The sequence below is a fragment of the Glaciimonas sp. PAMC28666 genome (assembly GCF_016917355.1).
Taxonomy (GTDB): Bacteria; Pseudomonadota; Gammaproteobacteria; order Burkholderiales; family Burkholderiaceae_D; genus Glaciimonas.
Window position 1 is genome coordinate 1,050,395 of the sequence record NZ_CP070304.1, and the last position, 18,135, is coordinate 1,068,529.

The following is an 18,135-nucleotide window of genomic DNA, read 5'->3' on the forward strand; positions in this document are numbered from 1 at the left end:
CCTTAAAATGAACGCGGCAAACCGAGCACATGCTCAGCTACGTACGAGAGGATCAGGTTGGTGGAAATCGGCGCAACCTGATACAAGCGGGTTTCACGGAACTTGCGTTCAACATCATATTCACAGGCGAAACCGAAGCCGCCGTGAAACTGCAGGCAAGCATTTGCGGCTTCCCACGAGGCGTCGGCAGCCAACATTTTTGCCATATTCGCTTCAGCGCCACATGGTTGATGCGCGTCGAATAACGCACAAGCTTTTAAGCGCATCAAATTAGCTGCTTCGAGGTTAATAAAGGCTTTCGCAATGGGGAATTGAACCCCCTGGTTTTGACCGATCGGGCGGCCGAACACCACACGCTCGTTAACATATTTAGTCACTTTGTCGATAAACCAGTAACCGTCGCCGATGCACTCGGCGGCGATCAGCGCGCGCTCGGCATTCAGTCCATCAAGAATGTAACGGAAACCCTTTCCCTCTTCCCCGATCAAATTTTCCGCTGGAACTTCCAGGTTGTCGAAGAATAGCTCGTTGGTCTCGTGGTTCACCATATTTAGAATGGGCTGCACCGTGAGTCCGTTGCCGATAGCATCCCGCAAATCCACCAGAAAAATCGACATCCCTTCCGATTTTTTCTTCACGTCGGCTAATGGCGTTGTCCGCGCCAGCAAGATCATCAAGTCAGAATGTTGAACGCGGGAAATCCAGACCTTTTGACCATTGATAATATACTTATCGCCCTGCTTTACCGCCGTGGTTTTAAGCTTGGTGGTATCGGTTCCTGTGGATGGTTCCGTCACTGCCATCGACTGCAACCGCAATTCACCGCTGGCAATCTTCGGCAAGTAATAATCTTTTTGCTTCTGGGATCCATGTCGTAACAGCGTTCCCATGTTGTACATCTGGCCGTGACAAGCGCCAGAGTTACCACCGGATCGGTTGATCTCTTCCATGATGACCGAGGCTTCGGTCAAGCCTAATCCAGAGCCACCGTATTCTTCAGGAATCAGAGCAGCCAGCCAACCCGCTTTGGTCAAGGCGTTGACAAATGCCTCCGGATAACCGCGCTCTTCATCGACTTTACGAAAGTAATCAGCAGGAAACTCTGCGCATAGAGCGCGTACGGCATCACGTATTTCCTGGTATGCATCAAGCTTGGTAGACATCGATCAATTCCTAAAATGGTGTTGGTGTTGATATTCGTTGGAGTCGCCAGCGCGCACGCGCGGAAAGTTTCAAGGAACCAATAGCGTGGCTTCGGCCTGCATGGCAAGTTCGCCGCGAGCGTTCCTGGCCCATAAATGCACGGTGCGACCGTCCGCATCGGGCTGTCCACAAATGTCGAACGAGGCAATGTCGAACAAAGGACCGATGGCACGGAAGTTAAACGTTGCCAGTTGCGCCTCCGGCATATGTTCCAATAGCAAATCCACCAGCAAAGTGGCAATTAGCGGCCCATGCACAATCAGGCCGGGATAGCCTTCGACCTCTGTTACATAACTACGGTCGTAATGAATGCGGTGACCGTTAAAGGTCAACGCAGAATAGCGAAATAGAAGAACCGGATCAGGATGAACGGTGCGCGTCCAGAGCGCCTCTGACGGTGCCAGCTTTGGTGGCGGTGCAATCGCGCCGGGTTCGGCCAAAGCGCGATAAACAATGTCATGTTCTTCAGTAATGGCAACTATGCCATCGACGGCAATTTCATGCTTGACGGTAACGAACGCCAGACTACCGCTTTTGCCGCTTTTTTCGGTCACGCTCATTATCTGCGACGTCCGTGAGGCGGCAGCTCCGATTGGAAGCGGACCAGAAAATGTGAGACGTCCGCCAGCCCACATGCGGCGCGGTAATGGGACCGGCGGTAAAAAGCCGCCGCGTTGCGGATGGCCATCGCTTCCAACGTCAGATTGTCCGCACACCGCCCAAAAATAAATCCAATGCCAAAGCGGTCGTAAAGCTTTCGGCCCATTCGGTGCCGCCAACGTTGATTGCTGATGATCTAGCGTGGCAGCGAGCGCGGAAGCGGCGCTGGCATTGATGACATCATGATGAGTCTCTGTTTTGCCAACCCACTGTTGCAATAAAGTTATGTCCAGGGATTCCGGAATGATCGTCATGGCGCGCCTCGTCTTATAATATTTTTCAACAGTGTGTCCCTAAGCTCGCTTGGAAACAATTCGCTTTTTTCGAAGGGGGGCTATGGTTTGGGTTAAGTATCGAAGACGGGATTTCAATCTACTGACAATTTATTTCCCAACGGAATAAGTAAAAAGCCTGAGAAACACCAAGGTTTGCGGCTAAATATTGAACGGGGACGGAGCCGGGATCGGATGGAACACCGCCTCGGAGAGATGAATGCTATAAAAATGCGCAGGGGAAAGCGCCAAAACCGTTCTGATCAAACTCCAGAGAAGATAAATGAAGTTTTTTTCATGCAATACCGCTGGTTATTGCGAGGAAGCGGTCACAGACCGCACCTAAAGGATTATCATCATGCAACGATACCGAGTACTGCGATTATTTGATCAACGATGGTGTATCGATATTTACCGATGGAGTTCATCATGAGTAAGAATCAAGATACAAAAAAAGCGGTAAAGAAAGAGCCAGCCAAGACGATGAAAGAAAAAAAGGCGGACAAAAAAGTCAAAAAAGAGGAAAAGAAGCGCCAATAAATCATTGATTTTGAATACTGCTGGGCCATGACGTTGATGACCGTGAAATGGAAAAGGAAGCCTCTCAGACGGCGCCCGATCCAGATCACTCATGATGCCGGATGCTCAGTCTGTATGATTTTCCGATGATTTTTTCCGGGGACTTTTTCGGAGATTCTATATCCTGCGTATAGTCAAAAAAAAGCGACCACCCGGTCGCATTTTTTTGCTCTGAAAATTAAGTCATCTACCGCAAGTGCCTCACGGGCGCCGCGCCTGCCTTGTAATAAGGTACTTCAATCCGTGGTAAAGGCGAGCGCCCACGAATCAAATCTGCAATTTTTTCTGCGATCATAATCGTTGGCGCATTGAGATTTCCGGTAGTGATGATCGGCATAATGGACGCATCGACCACGCGCAGTCCTTCGATCCCATGTACCCGCCCCTGCGCATCAACCACGGCCATCTCATCGCTCCCCATTTTGTTTGAACACGACGGATGGAACGCTGTTTCTGCATGATCGCGGACGAACTGGTCCAGTTCGGCATCGCTCTGCAGATGCTTACCGGGGGAAATTTCTTTTCCGGCATACGCGGCCAACGCTGGTTGGCCGATGATCTCCCGCGTAATACGAATCCCGGCGCGGAATTCTTGCCAATCCTGCGCATCCGCCATGTAGTTAAAAAGGATGCTTGGATGCTCGCGCGGATCTTTGGATTTTAAGTGTACCCGGCCGCGACTTAACGAACGCATCGAACCCATGTGCGCCTGAAAACTATGTACTTTAATCGGATTGCTGCCGTTGTAATTGATCGCTACCGGCAAGAAATGATACTGAATATTAGGCCACGTAAAACGCTCGTCCGAACGAATAAAACCACCGGCTTCAAATTGATTGCTGGCACCGGTGCCGGTTCCCATGAATAGCCACTCCGCCCCAATCGCTGGCTGATTGTGTAATTTCAATGCCGGGGCGAGAGAGACCGGTTGCTGGCATTCATACTGCTGATAAACTTCCAGATGATCCTGCAGGTTTGCCCCCACGCCCGGCAAATCCAGCACTACCGGAATATTATGCTGACGTAATAACGGGGCCGGGCCCACTCCCGAACGTTGTAAAATTTGCGGGGATCCAATTGCGCCGGAGCACAGCAACACTTCTCGTCTGACACGTACCTCTACTGCATTGTCGCGCTGCAAATAGGCGACACCGACAGCCCGTTTTCCGGAGAATAAAATTTTATCCGTTAGTGCATGCGTAACGATGTCGAGATTAGGCCGACCACGGGCCAGATCAAGATAACCGCGCGCGGTGCTGGCACGCCGTCCATTGGGGGTAGTGGTCCGGTCCATAGGGCCGAATCCTTCTTGCTGAAACCCATTAAGATCATCGGTCCTTGGATACCCCGCCTGCACCCCGGCCTCTACCATTGCGTGGAACAATACGTTGTTGCCTGCCTTTGGCGTGGTGACGCTAACCGGCCCGGTGCCGCCGTGATAGTCATTGCCACCGACGTCGCGGCTTTCGGCTTTTTTGAAGTATGGAAGGCAATCGAGATAGGACCAATTTTCCAGGCCGTCAAGTTGCGCCCAGCCGTCATAGTCCATTGCGTTACCGCGGATGTAGCACATGCCGTTTATGAGCGACGATCCGCCTAGCCCTTTGCCGCGTCCGCATTCCATACGGCGGTTATTCATAAATGGTTCGGGATCGGTTTCGTAGGCCCAGTTGTATCGGCGTCCTTGTAGTGGGAAGGCTAATGCGGCGGGCATTTGAGTTCGGAAATCGAGGCGGTAGTCTGGGCCGCCCGCTTCGAGCAGGAGGACTGTGATGTGGGTGTCTTCGGTTAGGCGAGCGGCCAGGACGTTGCCTGCGGAACCGGCTCCTATGATGATGTAGTCGTATTCTTTTGGTTGGTTCATGGGATGGTTCCTTTGGGAGTTTTTAGCTATGAGTCGATATGCCGGAGCAACTGTTTCAGCCGCCAGTCGTGTGGAAAAAACCAACTCGCTGCGCTCAAACATGTTTCCCACAATTCCCGACTGGCGACTGAAACAGGCGGCAGCGTCAATGTCGGGGCAGGACAACGGCAACGGCAAGTTCAACGTCAACTTCACCAACAGACCCCACAGCAACAGCAACAGCAACAGCAACAGCAACAGCAACAGCAACAGCAACAGCAACAGCAACAGCAACAGCAACAGCAACAGCAACAGCAACAGCAACAGCAACAGCAACAGCAACAGCAACAGCAACAGCAACAGCAACAGCAACAGCAACAGCAACAGCAACAGCAACAGCAACAGCAACAGCCTCTATCATCGAACCATCAAAGTAAAAAAATTCCAGCGCCACGCAGATCAACTCGTTAAAACCAGCAAATTCACTGTTTCAAAGGCTGCGGCTTCTGCCGTTGCTTTTGACCTACCCCGACATTGACGCTGCCGCCTGTTTCAGTCGCCAGCCGGGAATTGTGGGAAAACATGTTTGAGCGCAGCGAGTTGGTTTTTCCACCCGACTGGCGGCTGAAACAGGTGGGGACCCGAAGGGCAGCATCACTGCGGTCGCCTTTTCTTTGGTTACTGTTCTTTTGGCGAAGCAAAAGAAAGTAACTAGCTGTCGGGCTACCCCCGACCAGCATCCACGGAGCAATAACCGCCTTAGTTACGAACAGACCGTAATTGACTGAAATCGATACAACATAAACACGCGAAGCAAGAAAAAAACACTAGCTATCAGACTACCCCCGACCAGCATCCACGAAGCAATAACCGCCTTAGTTACGAACAGACCGTAATTGACTGAAATCGATACAACATAAACACGCGAAGCAAGAAAAAGACACTAGCTATCAGACTACCCCCGACCAGCATCCACGGAGCAATAACCGCCCTAATTACGAACAGACCGTAATTGACTGAAATCGATACAACATAAACACGCCAATCAACCCAGACCTCTCTCTAAAAAACCGAAGCAAATCCCCCCAACTCCACCTGAACCGATTTAACCCGCGTGTAATGCCCCAAAGTAGCCACCCCATTCTCCCGCCCAACCCCAGACTGCTTATATCCCCCCACCGGCATCTCAGCCGCCGATTCACCCCAAGTATTAATCCAACAAATCCCCGCCTCCAACTGATGAATTACCCGATGAGCACGGCTTAAATTTTCTGTTATTACACCAGCCGCCAATCCATACTCCGTATCGTTCGCACGGCGAATGACTTCATCTTCATCGTCAAACACCAGAATGCTCATCACCGGACCAAAAATCTCCTCCCTGACAATCGTCATCTCGTCATGACAATCAGTAAACACCGTTGGCCGCACAAACGCACCCTTCGCAAAATCGCCAGCCATTTCACGTCCACCACCGATCAACAATCTCGCCCCCTCCGCAATCCCGGACGCGATATAACCCAACACATTTTCCATATGCCCAAAACTTACCAGCGGACCAAAATTTGTATTGATATCCTGCGGATCGCCGAGACGAATACGGGCAACGCGTTCCAGCACTTTAGCTTCGAACGCCTCCTTCAACGAGCGGTGCACAAACACCCGCGTACCGTTGGTGCAGACCTGGCCGGAGCTGTAAAAATTAGCCATCATGGCGATGTCCACGGCGCGATCAAGATCCGCGTCGGCGAATACGATCAGCGGCGACTTCCCGCCCAGCTCCATTGTTACTTCTTTTAAGGTCGAGCCAGAGGCGCTGGCCATTACTTTTTTACCTGTCGCAGTGCCACCAGTGAACGATATTTTTTCGATACCGGGGTGCTCAGTCAACCATGTTCCGACCTCATTCCCGCTACCGGTTAACACGTTGAAAACGCCATCCGGCAAACCCGCTTCTGTGTAAATTTCCGCCAACTTCAAAGTCGTCAGCGATGTCACTTCGCTGGGCTTAAAAATCATCGCGTTTCCAGCCGCCAGCGCCGGGGCCGATTTCCATAAGGCGATCTGAATCGGATAATTCCATGCTCCGATGCCGGCCACCACACCGAGCGGCTCGCGGCGAGTATAGACAAACGCACTTTCTCTCAAGGGAATTTGCTGGCCTTCAATTGATGGCACCAAACCGGCGTAATACTCCAGCACGTCGGCACCGGTTACGATGTCAACATAGCGTGTTTCTGACAAGGCTTTTCCGGTGTCCAGGGTTTCGATGGTCGCCAACGTATCATTACGTTCGCGCAAAATCTCAACGGCGCGGCGTAAAATGCGCGAGCGCTGCATCGCGGTCATCGCAGCCCATACGCGCTGGCCTTTTTTTGCGCTTTCAACCGCCACATCAACGTCAGCTCTGGAGGCACTTTGGACCTGTGCCAATAATTCCCCATTCGCAGGATTAATGCTTTCGAATGTTTTTCCACTGGTCGCGTCAACGCGGCGACCGCCGATGTAAAGCTGCTGTAACGGGAAGACTGGCATCTGGTGTTCCTTCGTTCAAAGACATATCGGACAATAATGACAAAGCCGCATTGGACAGGACGCTTCGTCCTGATCGTTACCCTTGCTTAGTGGATATCGCTATTGGCTTGCCGCAATTGCATTTCAAGATATTCATAAGCAATTCGACGTGCGGCATTCACATCAAATTTTTCGGCCGACAGCGATCCCCGTAGCCACAATCCATCCACCATCGCTGCCAGGCCGCGCGCGGCTTGACGCGCTTGCGGCAGCGTCAAAGTACGGCTGAACTGACCACATAAGTTGGAATACAGACGGCGATCATTGACCCGTTGGAGTCGCCTCAAGGAGGGTTGATGCATGCTTGATGACCAAAACGCGAACCATGTTTTCATCACGGGACCGCTAATTTGATTGTCGTTAAAATTAGTGTCTACCAAGGCCATTAATTGATTGCGCGCGGTATCCTTTTCACCCGTTAATCCATGCCTGCGAAGAAATGAATCATCACTCAGATCGCGTAATATTTGACGCATGGTCGCCTCAAGCAAACCACTTTTATCGCCAAAATAGTGACTGATAATCCCAGTAGACAATCCCGCTTCCCGAGCGATGAGGGCAATAGTGGCATCAGCCAGACCCACCCTGTCAATTACCGCAAGCGTTGCCTGTATTAATTGTCGACGCCGCAAGGGCAGCATTTCATTTCGCTTTCTCACAATCCTTCACTCCCCGCGATAATCCAGACCACGGAATGAAGTCTCCGTATGATCCGCTATTGACCCGCTATTGATCCGCTATACTTTGAGTGTACTTTAGATTGATTGGACGTTCAATCAATTTATATTGAAAGGTATCGGGATAAAAAAAGAAGCTGAAAACAAAAAACCACTCTGTCCCGAGTGGTTTTTAATAAGAACAAAGCGCCGAAGTGCGGATTTGTAATTGTTTTTATGTAACTTGTTTTTATAACATCAATTAGCCAAACCACGTACCCGAGCCTGGAGCTAAATTAAAGAGACCGAAATCATCCGGCATGCAGATCAGCGCTGGGCAGCCGTACCATCACATTAATCACTCAACGTTGCAATAACGGGCGCGTGGTCGGAAGGCTGCTCCCACTTGCGCGGTACTTTGTCGATCACACACGCCGTGCACCTTGCTACCAATGGTGGCGACAATAAAATATGATCAATACGCATGCCGCGGTTCAGGCGAAACCCCATGCGTCGATAATCCCACCAACTGAATAATTTCTCAACTTGATCGAACATTCGAAACGCGTCTGTCAGATCCAAATTCTGCAAGCGCACAAAGGCGGCGCGCTCTGGTGGCGAGACCAGATTTTCCCCGATCCACGCGGCTGGGTCATAGACATCCCGGTCCTCCGGCGCAATGTTGTAATCTCCCAGCAGCGCAAGGTTCGGGTGCAGTTTGCGCTCACTATCAAGATAGTCGTGGAGCGCATCAAGCCATTTCAATTTGTATTGATACTTGTCTGATTCCAATGACTGGCCATTGGGAATATAGGCGCAGACGATCCGGATTCCCGCGATGGTGGCGGTCAGCAACCGTTGTTGCTCATCTTCAAAGAGTGGATTATTTTTGACGACATCTTTAATCGGATGGCGCGCAATGATCGCCACACCGTTATACGTTCTCTGCCCGCTGAATACCACGTGAAAGCCAGCCGCTTCAATTTCCGCCTGAGGAAATTTATCGTCTGTCATTTTGGTCTCCTGCACGGCGAGTACATCGACCGGATTGTCGGCCAGCCATTGCAAAACCTGCGGCAAACGCACTTTGATAGAGTTCACGTTCCACGTTGCGATTTTCAACATTATTTCGAATCCTTGATTAAAACGGGTTTGCAGCAGTTTATCGCAGATCTTTAGCATTTCGCTGGAGAGAAAATAATGAAATCAGCACTGGCTGCGTATTTTCAGCATAGGTTTCCTCCGGACCAGAAAACCAGACCAAAAACCGGCCCAAGCGAGGTTTTAATGCGTGCGCTATGATCCGATACTAACATCCACATGCGCCGTGAATTAGCGCCTCTCACCCGCCACACCAGGCAGAAAGCGAAAGCCAAATGATTTATGAAATGCGAACTTACTACTGTGCACCGGGAAGGTTGCCCGCACTCAATAACCGATTCGAAACAATTACGCTTAAATTTTGGGAGCAGTATGGTATTCGCCAGGTAGGATTCTGGACGACTTTAATTGGCTCGAGCAATCAGACTTTGACCTATATGTTGCAGTGGGAGAGCCTGGCGGAGCGTGAAACAAAATGGAATGCATTCGCCAGCGATCCGGACTGGTTGCAAAAACGTGCAGAAACCGAGGCACAGGCGATCATTGTAGAAAGGATTGAAAATCAATTTTTGACGCCGACGTCCTACTCTGCAATGCGTTAAATCCGACTCACCAAAGTCGCGATAAGTAGTTATTACACAGATAAAGAGGATCCGAAACCAAAAAATACTGGTCCTCTTTTGATCCTTGGCTGCAAAAAGGATGATTTTAAAAAACACCACGCAAGTTACTGAGGGCGATAAACCTTACGTGCGGCAAAAAATCGCCGCAATACGCCACTTGAATAATGGCTAGCGACATCGCTTAAAAATGATCCGAAATCGACATGGGCGCTGGCGTCCGCACGATCAGAAATTGTACGAAACACCGCGCACGGAATAGCGTACTCAAAACATATTTGCGCCACCGCAGCACCTTCCATCTCCACCGCCAATGCGTCGGGTAAAGCCGATAAAATGTCCTTGGCTTTTTCAACGTCGGCGACAAACTGGTCACCGCTAGCGATCATCCCCACGTGCAACAACGGCTCACCGATACCAAAACTTTTCCGACTATGCGGCGGTACCTGACTTTGCAGATCCTCTCGCAAAAAAGCTTCTGCGGCACTTTTTAGCTCGGCACCTAAAGTCAAATCCGCCGTAAACTCGGAGATGCCTAACAGGGGCACCTCATGATGTGGAAATAGCGGACGCGCATCCAGATCGTGCTGAACCAACCGATCCCCTATAACGATATCCCCCACCGCGACGTGCGATCCTATTCCTCCGGCCAGACCGGTAAAAACAATTTCCGAGACGCCGAATTCCCTGATCAACGTGACCGCCGTCGCGGCCGCAGCGACTTTGCCGATTCTCGCCAACACCACCACACAAGGTTGCCCGTCCATCTCGCCAACGTGATAATCGCGCATGCCAATTCGATGTACCTGATTACCGCTCTGCCGGGTCATGGCATCGATCAAGTCGGCCACTTCATCATGCATCGCGGCAAGAATTCCTATTGCCATTATTTCTCCTGAGCTTGTATGTGCGTGCAAGAACCTATTTGTCGAACCTTCATCCGATGACCTTTTTACTTTTTACTTTTCACTTTTTACTTTTCACTTTTTCACTTTGGCGACGATATCATCACAGACGCGGCGGGAATTCATGATTGTAGTATGCAAGGACGGGACAACGACCAAAGGAATCTCGCCTAAACGGGTCTCCGCGACGGTCAGGATGCCGTCGTTGATTTCGCCCCGAAACGGTGACCAGCGACCACGAGGCCCTGCATTTCCGGCGTAAATTGTCGAGGGTACGGTAGGAACAGGCAACTGGCTGGTCCATTCCGGTTGCCCAAGAAATTGGCCTATTTCGCCGGTCATCAATTTGAACAAACGCCAACGTGAAAAAGTGCGCGCCATCTGGCTGGCTTGCATTGGCGGAGCCAGAAAAAAGCACGCTTCGGGCGGTTGCGCCAACCCCGGCAATGCAGCAAGCGTTAGCAGGCAACCGAGTGAATGACCGATAACAACATAGCGCTGTGCTTGACTATTGCGCGCTAAAAAGTGATGAAGCCTTGCAACACACGGAGGCCAGCGCTCAAACGCAGCCGAATACCCAAATAGAACTGGCTGCAAACCATCCGCCCGTAAACGGGCTGCGAGAATGAGCATCGACAGCGGCGTGCGCCCCATGCCATGGATCAGAATTGCGCGCACCCTTGCGTCGCTTGTATGGTCTTTCGTATCAAGGGCAGCATCCATGAGGTACCTATTTATCTCTTTTCAATAGCTGCTTTTCAAACGCGACGTCAAGCTTACTGATCCGTCTAGGTATTTGCGGTCCATAGGCATTGACGAACTTGACAAACGCATCCAGTTCCAACGGCTCACTGACACGAATAGGCAATGCATCACCGGCATTTTGCGCCAATATAAATAATTCGCTAGCGGTGCGAATCATAGAATAACGGTGATCGGTACTTCGTGCATTCAAGCGCTCGATGGCGTAGGTGGCACGGGTGGATCTCATGTTCAACTCCTGATAGTTATTCTCTGGCAATCTGGTTGCAATCTTCAGTCCAATTACGGTGCAGCGACCTCGCCCTGATTGAAGATCAGTCCCACAATTTCAGACCATTCAGATGGTCCGCTGGCTTTCAAAGTACAAGCGCTGACCGGTCACCGGGTCTACCAGAGAAATCGATTTCGCCAGCAACTTCAGCGGCGACGACCAATCGTCGCCTTTGCACGGATTGATCGTTGGATAAAAAATGTCGTTGATAATAGGCATGCCCAGCGAAGCCATATGCACGCGCAACTGATGTTTCTTGCCGGTCAGCGGCTGCAATCGATACAGACTATTTTCCTGCCGATGCGCTATAAGATCAATCTGCGTTTCAGAATTCGGCTCGCCGCTGACTTCTTCCATCCGAAAAAAGGGCGTGCCTTCAACCATGCGGCTCCGATGCGTCAACGGAAAATGGATTTGCGGCATTGTCGGGGCCAACGCTTCATACACCTTTTCCACCAAACGCTGCTGAAACAGTGACTGATAGGCACCACGCGTTGCGATGTCCAGCGAAAACATCATCACTCCCGCAGTTTCACGATCAAGCCGATGAATCGGCGACAGTTCCGACAGTCCGGTCTTCTTCTTTAATCGCACCAATAACGTCTCATGCAAAAAACGGCCGGCCGGAATCACTGGCAAAAAATGTGGCTTATCCACCACCAGCAACCGTTCATCCTGATACAGAATAACTTCCTCGAAAGGGATTGGGGTTTCAGCGTCCAGTTCGCGATAATAGTAAATTCGGCAACCCTGCCGATAAGGAGCCGTGGATGGGAGTCGAGCCCCTTGCGCATCCACCACTTCGCCTTTATCCATTCTACCAATCCAGATGGTCGCTGGTATAGCGGGAAAACGGTGCACCAAAAATGTCAGCAAGTCGGGCCAGTCACCGGTTGGCAACCAGACGTAACTCGGGGCGACACCATCAACGATAGGAAGTGGAGTGGTGACCAACGGCGCTGGCGACGACGGTGCTGTTTCTGCTGTTTCTGCTGTTTCTGCTGTTTCTGCTGTTTCTGCTGTTTCTGCTGTTTCTGCCGTTTCTGCCGTTTTTGCCGCTGTGGACGCAGGCGCTCGCACCGAGTCAGCTGAGCCGACTATGCCGGCTGGCTTAGTTGCCTCAGCTGAAGACGGAATGGTCGGTAGGCTGACCACGTTCATGGAAGGATTAATTGCCAATATCCAACATCGATCCAGGCATCGGATTTTATCCCGACTTCACGAAACACCCCGACCTTCTGGAATCCCATTTTTTCGTGCAGTGCCACGCTCCCCGCATTCGGCAGCGCAATCCCGCCGATCACCGTATGCACAGGCAGTTTTGCCAGCACGTCCAATAAGGCCCGATATAACATTGACCCTAGCCCCTTTCCAGCGAAAGTATCCGATAAATAAACCGAACTTTCCACCGCTTGCGCATACGCCGCGCGCGCGCGCCATTTGGTTGCGTATGCGTAACCCCGAATGACGTCACCGTGATCGCCACTTTCTACACATACCAACCAAGGGAAAAATGCCGTCACTTCTGTAATGCGCAGCGCCATCTCGCGCGCGGTAACGACAGCCGTCTCAAAACTGATATTTGTGTTCAACACATAAGGATTGTAGATTTCGCATATCGCGGCAGCATCGCTGACCGTGGCGGGACGAATGATAAAAGTCATAGTGAGTGAAAGTGAAGAGAGAAAGCGGCTGGTAGCCTGAAAATCAGATCCGGGCGCTCGCACCGATATGACCGTGCGACCTACGAATGATTGCAATGATAACGCGCTATTGGTAAACATGCGGTATTTGCCAATAGCGCTGGCTTAATGCTGCTGAAATGCCGATGGAATGCTGGCCCTGTGATTGCGCCATATTAATGCTTCACCAACTTTCCAGCATTAATAAGAGCGCACCGGTATTCACTTAACGCCCTACTGCCTCGCTGATCAGAAGCAACGCACTGGCGTCTTCAATCGTCGGCAAATCACCAGGATCGCGGCCCTCACAAATCGCCTGTATCGAGCGGCGCAGTAATTTTCCAGAGCGCGTCTTCGGCAAAAGATTGACAAAATATACACGCGAGGGGCGTCCGACTGCGCCGATCTGTTTGTCGACCACGCCCATGATGTCCTTCTCTGCTGTGGCTCTGGCGGCATCATCGGTCAGACCGCTGATATCCTTCAAAATCACAAAGGCGACCGCTGCCTGACCTTTCAGTTTGTCTTCGACGCCCACCACCGCCACTTCCGATACGTTCGGATGGCTAGAGATACTTTCCTCGATTTCGCGCGTTCCGAGGCGATGTCCGGCAACATTAATGACATCGTCAGTGCGCCCCAAAATGAAATAGTAGCCGTCCTCATCGCGCACGCCCCAGTCGAACGTGGAATACACCTGATGCTCAAAATTGGACCAGTAAGTACTAACATACCGCTCATCATCGCCATAGATAGTTTGCAGGCAACCTGGTGGCAACGGCCCTTCAACCACCAGCACGCCTTTTTCGTTGGCCTTACAAACGGCGCCGGTGTTTTCGTCGACGAGTTGCATTTTGTAGCCGTACATCGGCACGCCGGGACTGCCCAGTCGCGTCGGTTTGTCTTCGATATTTTTAGCGATTGTCATCATTGGCCAACCCGATTCGGTTTGCCAATAATTGTCGTAGACCGGAACACCGAGCGCCTCGGCAATCCAGCTTGAGGTCGTTTCATCAAGCGGCTCGCCCGCCAGATACAACGCTTGCAGCGACGACACGTCATATTTCTGCAGCAATTCGGGAGGTTGCTTTTTCAGCACCCGGATCGCCGTTGGGGCTGAAAACATTTGCGTCACTTTGTATTTTTCGACGATGCTCCACCAGATACCTGCATCGGGAGAAATCGGCAATCCCTCGTACATGATGGTCGCCATACCCGCAATCAATGGCCCATAGACAATGTAAGAATGCCCGACGACCCAACCTATATCCGAAGTACTAAAAAACGTCCCACCTGCTTTGCCGCAAAAAATATAATCGATCGACGTCGCCAGCGCGACCGCCTGGCCACCGACATCACGCTGCACACCTTTTGGCTTGCCTGTGGTTCCCGATGTGTACAGAACATAAGAAATCTCATTGGACTCAAGCCAGACCACCGGGACGCTGGCATCCATGTGCAAGGCCCTTTGTGCGGCGTAATCGACATCGCGGCCAGCAGTCATCGGCATTTCCGCCAGGCCACGGTTGACCATCAACACGTGTGCCGGTTTATACGGGGACAACACAATCGCCTCGTCCAGCAACCCCTTGTATGGCACCACCTTGCCACCGCGCGAGCCTGCGTCTGCAGATACCACCAGCACCGGCTTCACATCATCGATACGTGTCGCCAGACTGTGCGCCGCAAAACCACCAAATACCACCGAATGAATCGCACCAATCCGGGCGCAAGCCAACATCACGAAGGCCGCCTCGGCGATCATCGGCATGTAGATCAGTACCCGATCACCGCGACCCACGCCTAGCGATTGCATCATCGCTGCCGCACGAATAACCTCGGACTGTAACTGCCGATACGAATACACACTTTCGCTATTGGTTTCGGTCGAAATAGCGATCAGCGCCGCTTGCTCGCCCCGTGTGGCGACCCAGCGGTCGACCGCGTTATGACATAAATTTGTGGTACCCCCGACGAACCATCTGGTAAAAGGCGGCTTACTGTAATCCAGAACCTGAGTGAACGGTTTATGCCAGTCGATTCTTCTGGCTTGCTCAGCCCAAAAGGTGTGTGGATCATCTACAGATCGTCGATAAAGGCTTGCGTATGTCATGTTGTCTCCTCATGAATGAACGTATCTGCAAGCACAGGCGAGCGCGTCAAACCGAAACCGGAAACTGATCTTCCAGATAGTTATCTGGCGCGGGCAGCATCACAGATTAGAGATTGAATCACACAAGGTTTACAGAACGCCCTGATTGGCAATTTTCATTACCACGAAGTTGCATTATTATTTTTGACGACGCACAACAAACCTCGCAGCGCAGCTCACTATAACGAACTTTCCTTACAGGAAAGTCGGCAAAGTCGATAAAAATGTCATCAAATGACGTATAAATCCATATATTCATTGACTGCCATTGCTTCCAATTTTTTCTGGTCGAGAGAGACCTCCAAAATTTTTTGCTGCTGCCTGACCGGGAACTGCCGCGCCAGATTGATTTTAAACTTCTTCTCCAGTAACGGTATTCCCTCTTTGCGGCGGCGTGCATGCCCGATAGGATATTCGACAATGACTTCTTTCAACGTATTACCGTCTTTCAACGTTACAGTCAACGCATTCGCAATCGAACGCTTTTTCGGATCATGATAATCCTTGGTGAATACGGGATCTTCAAGGCACACTATTTTTGCCCGGAGGAGATCGATACGTTGGTCGGCGGCCACATTATCTTCATAATCGCTGGCGCTCAGACGGCCATGGATGAACGCTACCGCGACCATGTATTGAATGCAATGATCGCGATCGGCGGGATTATTCAACGGCCCCTTTTTGTCGATAATACGCAAACATGCTTCGTGCGTACGGATCGAGATTTTTTTGATATCGTCAACTGATTTACTCGCCTTGCTCAGTTGCTGATGTAAGGCCAGCGCTGCTTCGACTGCAGTTTGGGCATGGAACTCAGCCGGAAAGGAAATCTTGAACAAAACGTTTTCCATCACGTAGGATCCGTACTGACGTTGGAATTTAAAAGGCTGACCTTTAAACAGTACATCGTAAAACCCCCAGGTCTTGGCGGTCAACACCGATGGATAGCCCATCTCGCCGGTTTTTGCCATCAGTGCCAGGCGTACGGCACGCGAGGTTGCATCGCCAGCGGCCCAGGATTTCCGAGAGCCGGTATTTGGCGAGTGACGGTAAGTGCGTAACGACTGACCGTCAACCCAGGCCAGGGAGACTGCGTTAAGCGATTCCTCGCGCGTCAGGCCCAGCATTTCTGAGACGACTGCGGTGGACGCAACCTTGACCAAAACGACATGATCGAGACCGACTTTATTGAATGAATTTTCGAGCGCAATACAACCTTGAATTTCGTGTGCCTTGATCATCCCGGTCAACACGTCTTTCATGGTCAGAGGCTTTTTCCCGGCGGCAACGGCGTTGCGTGAGAGCCAGTCGGCCGTGGCGAGAATACCGCCGAGATTGTCGGAGGGATGGCCCCATTCTGCGGCGAGCCAGGTGTCGTTGAAATCGAGCCAGCGAATCATCATGCCGATGTTGAATGCGGCTTGAATGGGGTCAAGTTGGAATTGTGTTCCGGGGACTTTGGCGCCATGGGGGACTATCGTGCCTGGGACGATGGGGCCCATTAATTTTTTGCAGGCGGGATATTCCAGCGCTTCCAATCCGCAGCCTAGGGTGTCGATCAGGCAGTTGCGGGCGGTGTCGTACGCTACTGGGGAGGTGATTTTGTAGTTGGATACGTAGTCGACTATGTCGGTGAGGACTTTGTCGTATTTTGGTTGGGCGGTGGAGGCGGGCATTTTTTACCTTTTTCAGGAGGGAGGATCTGTTTATTTTTCCTTGAGTGACTTGGCGGTTATTACTCCGTGAGGACTTGTCGGGGGTAGCCTAACGATTAATTACGTTCATTTCTAATTAACGTGGCTATTACCCCGTGGATGCTCGTCGGGCGCCCCCCGACAAGCATCCACGGAGTAATAAGCGCCTTAGTTACGAACGACCGTATTTGACTGAAATCGATACAACATAAAACACACCAATCAAGCAAAGTTATTCGCCGCCAGACTCTCCTCAAGCACGCAAGAGTAATACCCCATCAATAAACAATACTCCCTACCTTACTCTACATTCATTAGCCAACTGCGCCCCCTGCTTAGTATTAAGCAACATAGACTTAGCCGGAATCTGAATCCACACCATCCCACTAGCCCGATTTTCAAAACGCACCGCCCCGGTAGTAGTAGACACTGGCACCATCGCATACTTGCTACCCTTCCATGTCATACTCGCCCCACTACTCCCATCCAACGCAATCTCAACCCGGTTACCTAATTCGCAACTAAATTGACCGGTCGTCAACGAAGGAGAGGCAACCACCTTGCCCAGACCCGGCAATTCCGCCGCAGGACTGCGCGTATCGTTGAGCGGCACCGATGATCCGCAGGCTGCTAGCAGGCCGGTGATAACCACCACCGAAGCAACGGTCGAGAATTTCACACTGAAACGATTTGTTGCCTTGATTGCACTCTTTACGCTTATTACGCTTATTACGTTTATTACATTCATAGCATTTTCCTGAAATTAGAGAATTCGACACAAGGTAAATTGGCTACCAGCACACCCTGACCCTCCTCAGGCATTTCTTTTTGCAGACCAATTAATACAAATTCTAAATCTTCTAAGGCGCAATAAGATGGCCAAGAACAAATAATTTCATTTCCGATGCCTTATTTATATCAGCAGAAACTACACCATTCATCCTCAAGCGCCACCCTTCCAGCCATTCGTGTGCCATCGCACGCGTTGATCCAAACAAAGCAGGCATTGCAGCAAAAAAGAAACTAACGCCATAGAAATCAAACACTTACACCGATATATGCACCGCAGGTTGCCGCTTCCGCAGCGACGGGCTCAGCGCGCTGTTGCGTCGCAGGTGAAAATATGAAACAGTGATGAAACACCAGTTGAAACACTCATTG

15 protein-coding genes are annotated in these 18,135 nt (G+C 51.1%); 1 reads left to right on the forward strand and 14 read right to left on the reverse strand.

Annotated elements, in window-relative coordinates; all coding sequences use genetic code 11:
- Nucleotides 1-2 precede the first annotated feature (2 nt).
- The 6 genes from JQN73_RS04415 to xth form a co-directional block, all read right to left on the reverse strand.
- Nucleotides 3-1,163 carry an acyl-CoA dehydrogenase family protein gene (locus JQN73_RS04415; RefSeq protein WP_205321925.1) on the reverse strand — a complete coding sequence of 387 codons (1,161 nt, stop codon included), beginning with the start codon at nucleotides 1,161-1,163 and terminating at the stop codon, nucleotides 3-5.
- 69 nt (nucleotides 1,164-1,232) lie between these two features.
- Entirely contained in the window at nucleotides 1,233-2,117 is an 885-nt protein-coding gene (locus tag JQN73_RS04420) for a MaoC family dehydratase N-terminal domain-containing protein (protein ID WP_205321926.1), read from the reverse strand.
- 784 nt (nucleotides 2,118-2,901) lie between these two features.
- Nucleotides 2,902-4,578 (reverse strand): choline dehydrogenase, encoded by a 1,677-nt coding sequence (betA, locus tag JQN73_RS04425; RefSeq protein ID WP_205323180.1) that lies wholly within the window; start codon nucleotides 4,576-4,578, stop codon nucleotides 2,902-2,904.
- Between the two features lie 1,041 nt (nucleotides 4,579-5,619).
- Complete coding sequence (gene betB / locus JQN73_RS04430; protein WP_205321927.1) at nucleotides 5,620-7,092, reverse strand: betaine-aldehyde dehydrogenase; 1,473 nt, start codon at nucleotides 7,090-7,092, stop codon at nucleotides 5,620-5,622.
- 86 nt (nucleotides 7,093-7,178) lie between these two features.
- Nucleotides 7,179-7,772 (reverse strand): transcriptional regulator BetI, encoded by a 594-nt coding sequence (gene betI, locus JQN73_RS04435; RefSeq protein WP_205323181.1) that lies wholly within the window; start codon nucleotides 7,770-7,772, stop codon nucleotides 7,179-7,181.
- A gap of 369 nt (nucleotides 7,773-8,141) precedes the next feature.
- Nucleotides 8,142-8,909, reverse strand: coding sequence for an exodeoxyribonuclease III (xth, locus tag JQN73_RS04440; RefSeq protein ID WP_205323182.1), 768 nt, complete (start codon nucleotides 8,907-8,909; stop codon nucleotides 8,142-8,144).
- Between the two features lie 254 nt (nucleotides 8,910-9,163).
- Between xth and JQN73_RS04445 the strand changes: the two genes are divergently transcribed.
- Nucleotides 9,164-9,490 carry an NIPSNAP family protein gene (locus JQN73_RS04445; protein WP_205321928.1) on the forward strand — a complete coding sequence of 109 codons (327 nt, stop codon included), beginning with the start codon at nucleotides 9,164-9,166 and terminating at the stop codon, nucleotides 9,488-9,490.
- A 125-nt stretch (nucleotides 9,491-9,615) separates the two neighbouring features.
- Here JQN73_RS04445 and JQN73_RS04450 read toward each other — a convergent pair whose 3' ends face one another.
- From JQN73_RS04450 to JQN73_RS04485, 8 genes are all read right to left on the reverse strand, one after another.
- Entirely contained in the window at nucleotides 9,616-10,395 is a 780-nt protein-coding gene (locus JQN73_RS04450) for a 5'-methylthioadenosine/adenosylhomocysteine nucleosidase (protein ID WP_205321929.1), read from the reverse strand.
- Nucleotides 10,396-10,488: 93 nt separating this feature from the next.
- Nucleotides 10,489-11,136 carry a triacylglycerol lipase gene (locus JQN73_RS04455; protein ID WP_205321930.1) on the reverse strand — a complete coding sequence of 216 codons (648 nt, stop codon included), beginning with the start codon at nucleotides 11,134-11,136 and terminating at the stop codon, nucleotides 10,489-10,491.
- Between the two features lie 7 nt (nucleotides 11,137-11,143).
- Nucleotides 11,144-11,404 (reverse strand): hypothetical protein, encoded by a 261-nt coding sequence (locus JQN73_RS04460; RefSeq protein WP_205321931.1) that lies wholly within the window; start codon nucleotides 11,402-11,404, stop codon nucleotides 11,144-11,146.
- 108 nt (nucleotides 11,405-11,512) lie between these two features.
- Nucleotides 11,513-12,400 carry an RluA family pseudouridine synthase gene (locus JQN73_RS04465; RefSeq protein ID WP_240162520.1) on the reverse strand — a complete coding sequence of 296 codons (888 nt, stop codon included), beginning with the start codon at nucleotides 12,398-12,400 and terminating at the stop codon, nucleotides 11,513-11,515.
- 203 nt (nucleotides 12,401-12,603) lie between these two features.
- Nucleotides 12,604-13,110, reverse strand: coding sequence for an arsinothricin resistance N-acetyltransferase ArsN1 family B (locus JQN73_RS04470; protein ID WP_205323183.1), 507 nt, complete (start codon nucleotides 13,108-13,110; stop codon nucleotides 12,604-12,606).
- Nucleotides 13,111-13,354: 244 nt separating this feature from the next.
- A complete protein-coding gene (locus JQN73_RS04475) occupies nucleotides 13,355-15,241 on the reverse strand; it encodes a propionate--CoA ligase (RefSeq protein ID WP_205321933.1) in 1,887 nt (628 codons plus the stop codon).
- A gap of 269 nt (nucleotides 15,242-15,510) precedes the next feature.
- Complete coding sequence (locus tag JQN73_RS04480; protein ID WP_205321934.1) at nucleotides 15,511-16,956, reverse strand: bifunctional 2-methylcitrate dehydratase/aconitate hydratase; 1,446 nt, start codon at nucleotides 16,954-16,956, stop codon at nucleotides 15,511-15,513.
- A 313-nt stretch (nucleotides 16,957-17,269) separates the two neighbouring features.
- Entirely contained in the window at nucleotides 17,270-17,722 is a 453-nt protein-coding gene (locus JQN73_RS04485; RefSeq protein ID WP_240162428.1) for a hypothetical protein, read from the reverse strand.
- Nucleotides 17,723-18,135 lie beyond the last annotated feature (413 nt).

What these genes read in the sequence shown, in the direction of transcription:
- JQN73_RS04450 (WP_205321929.1), bottom strand. Translation starts at nt 10,395, where the DNA reads ATGGCAATAGGAATTCTTGCCGCGATGCATGATGAAGTGGCCGACTTG.
- JQN73_RS04475 (WP_205321933.1), bottom strand. Translation starts at nt 15,241, where the DNA reads ATGACATACGCAAGCCTTTATCGACGATCTGTAGATGATCCACACACC.
- betI (WP_205323181.1), bottom strand. Translation starts at nt 7,772, where the DNA reads ATGCTGCCCTTGCGGCGTCGACAATTAATACAGGCAACGCTTGCGGTA.
- JQN73_RS04485 (WP_240162428.1), bottom strand. Translation starts at nt 17,722, where the DNA reads ATGAATGTAATAAACGTAATAAGCGTAATAAGCGTAAAGAGTGCAATC.
- JQN73_RS04445 (WP_205321928.1), top strand. Translation starts at nt 9,164, where the DNA reads ATGATTTATGAAATGCGAACTTACTACTGTGCACCGGGAAGGTTGCCC.
- JQN73_RS04455 (WP_205321930.1), bottom strand. Translation starts at nt 11,136, where the DNA reads ATGGATGCTGCCCTTGATACGAAAGACCATACAAGCGACGCAAGGGTG.
- JQN73_RS04480 (WP_205321934.1), bottom strand. Translation starts at nt 16,956, where the DNA reads ATGCCCGCCTCCACCGCCCAACCAAAATACGACAAAGTCCTCACCGAC.
- betB (WP_205321927.1), bottom strand. Translation starts at nt 7,092, where the DNA reads ATGCCAGTCTTCCCGTTACAGCAGCTTTACATCGGCGGTCGCCGCGTT.
- JQN73_RS04470 (WP_205323183.1), bottom strand. Translation starts at nt 13,110, where the DNA reads ATGACTTTTATCATTCGTCCCGCCACGGTCAGCGATGCTGCCGCGATA.
- betA (WP_205323180.1), bottom strand. Translation starts at nt 4,578, where the DNA reads ATGAACCAACCAAAAGAATACGACTACATCATCATAGGAGCCGGTTCC.
- JQN73_RS04460 (WP_205321931.1), bottom strand. Translation starts at nt 11,404, where the DNA reads ATGAGATCCACCCGTGCCACCTACGCCATCGAGCGCTTGAATGCACGA.
- JQN73_RS04420 (WP_205321926.1), bottom strand. Translation starts at nt 2,117, where the DNA reads ATGACGATCATTCCGGAATCCCTGGACATAACTTTATTGCAACAGTGG.
- JQN73_RS04415 (WP_205321925.1), bottom strand. Translation starts at nt 1,163, where the DNA reads ATGTCTACCAAGCTTGATGCATACCAGGAAATACGTGATGCCGTACGC.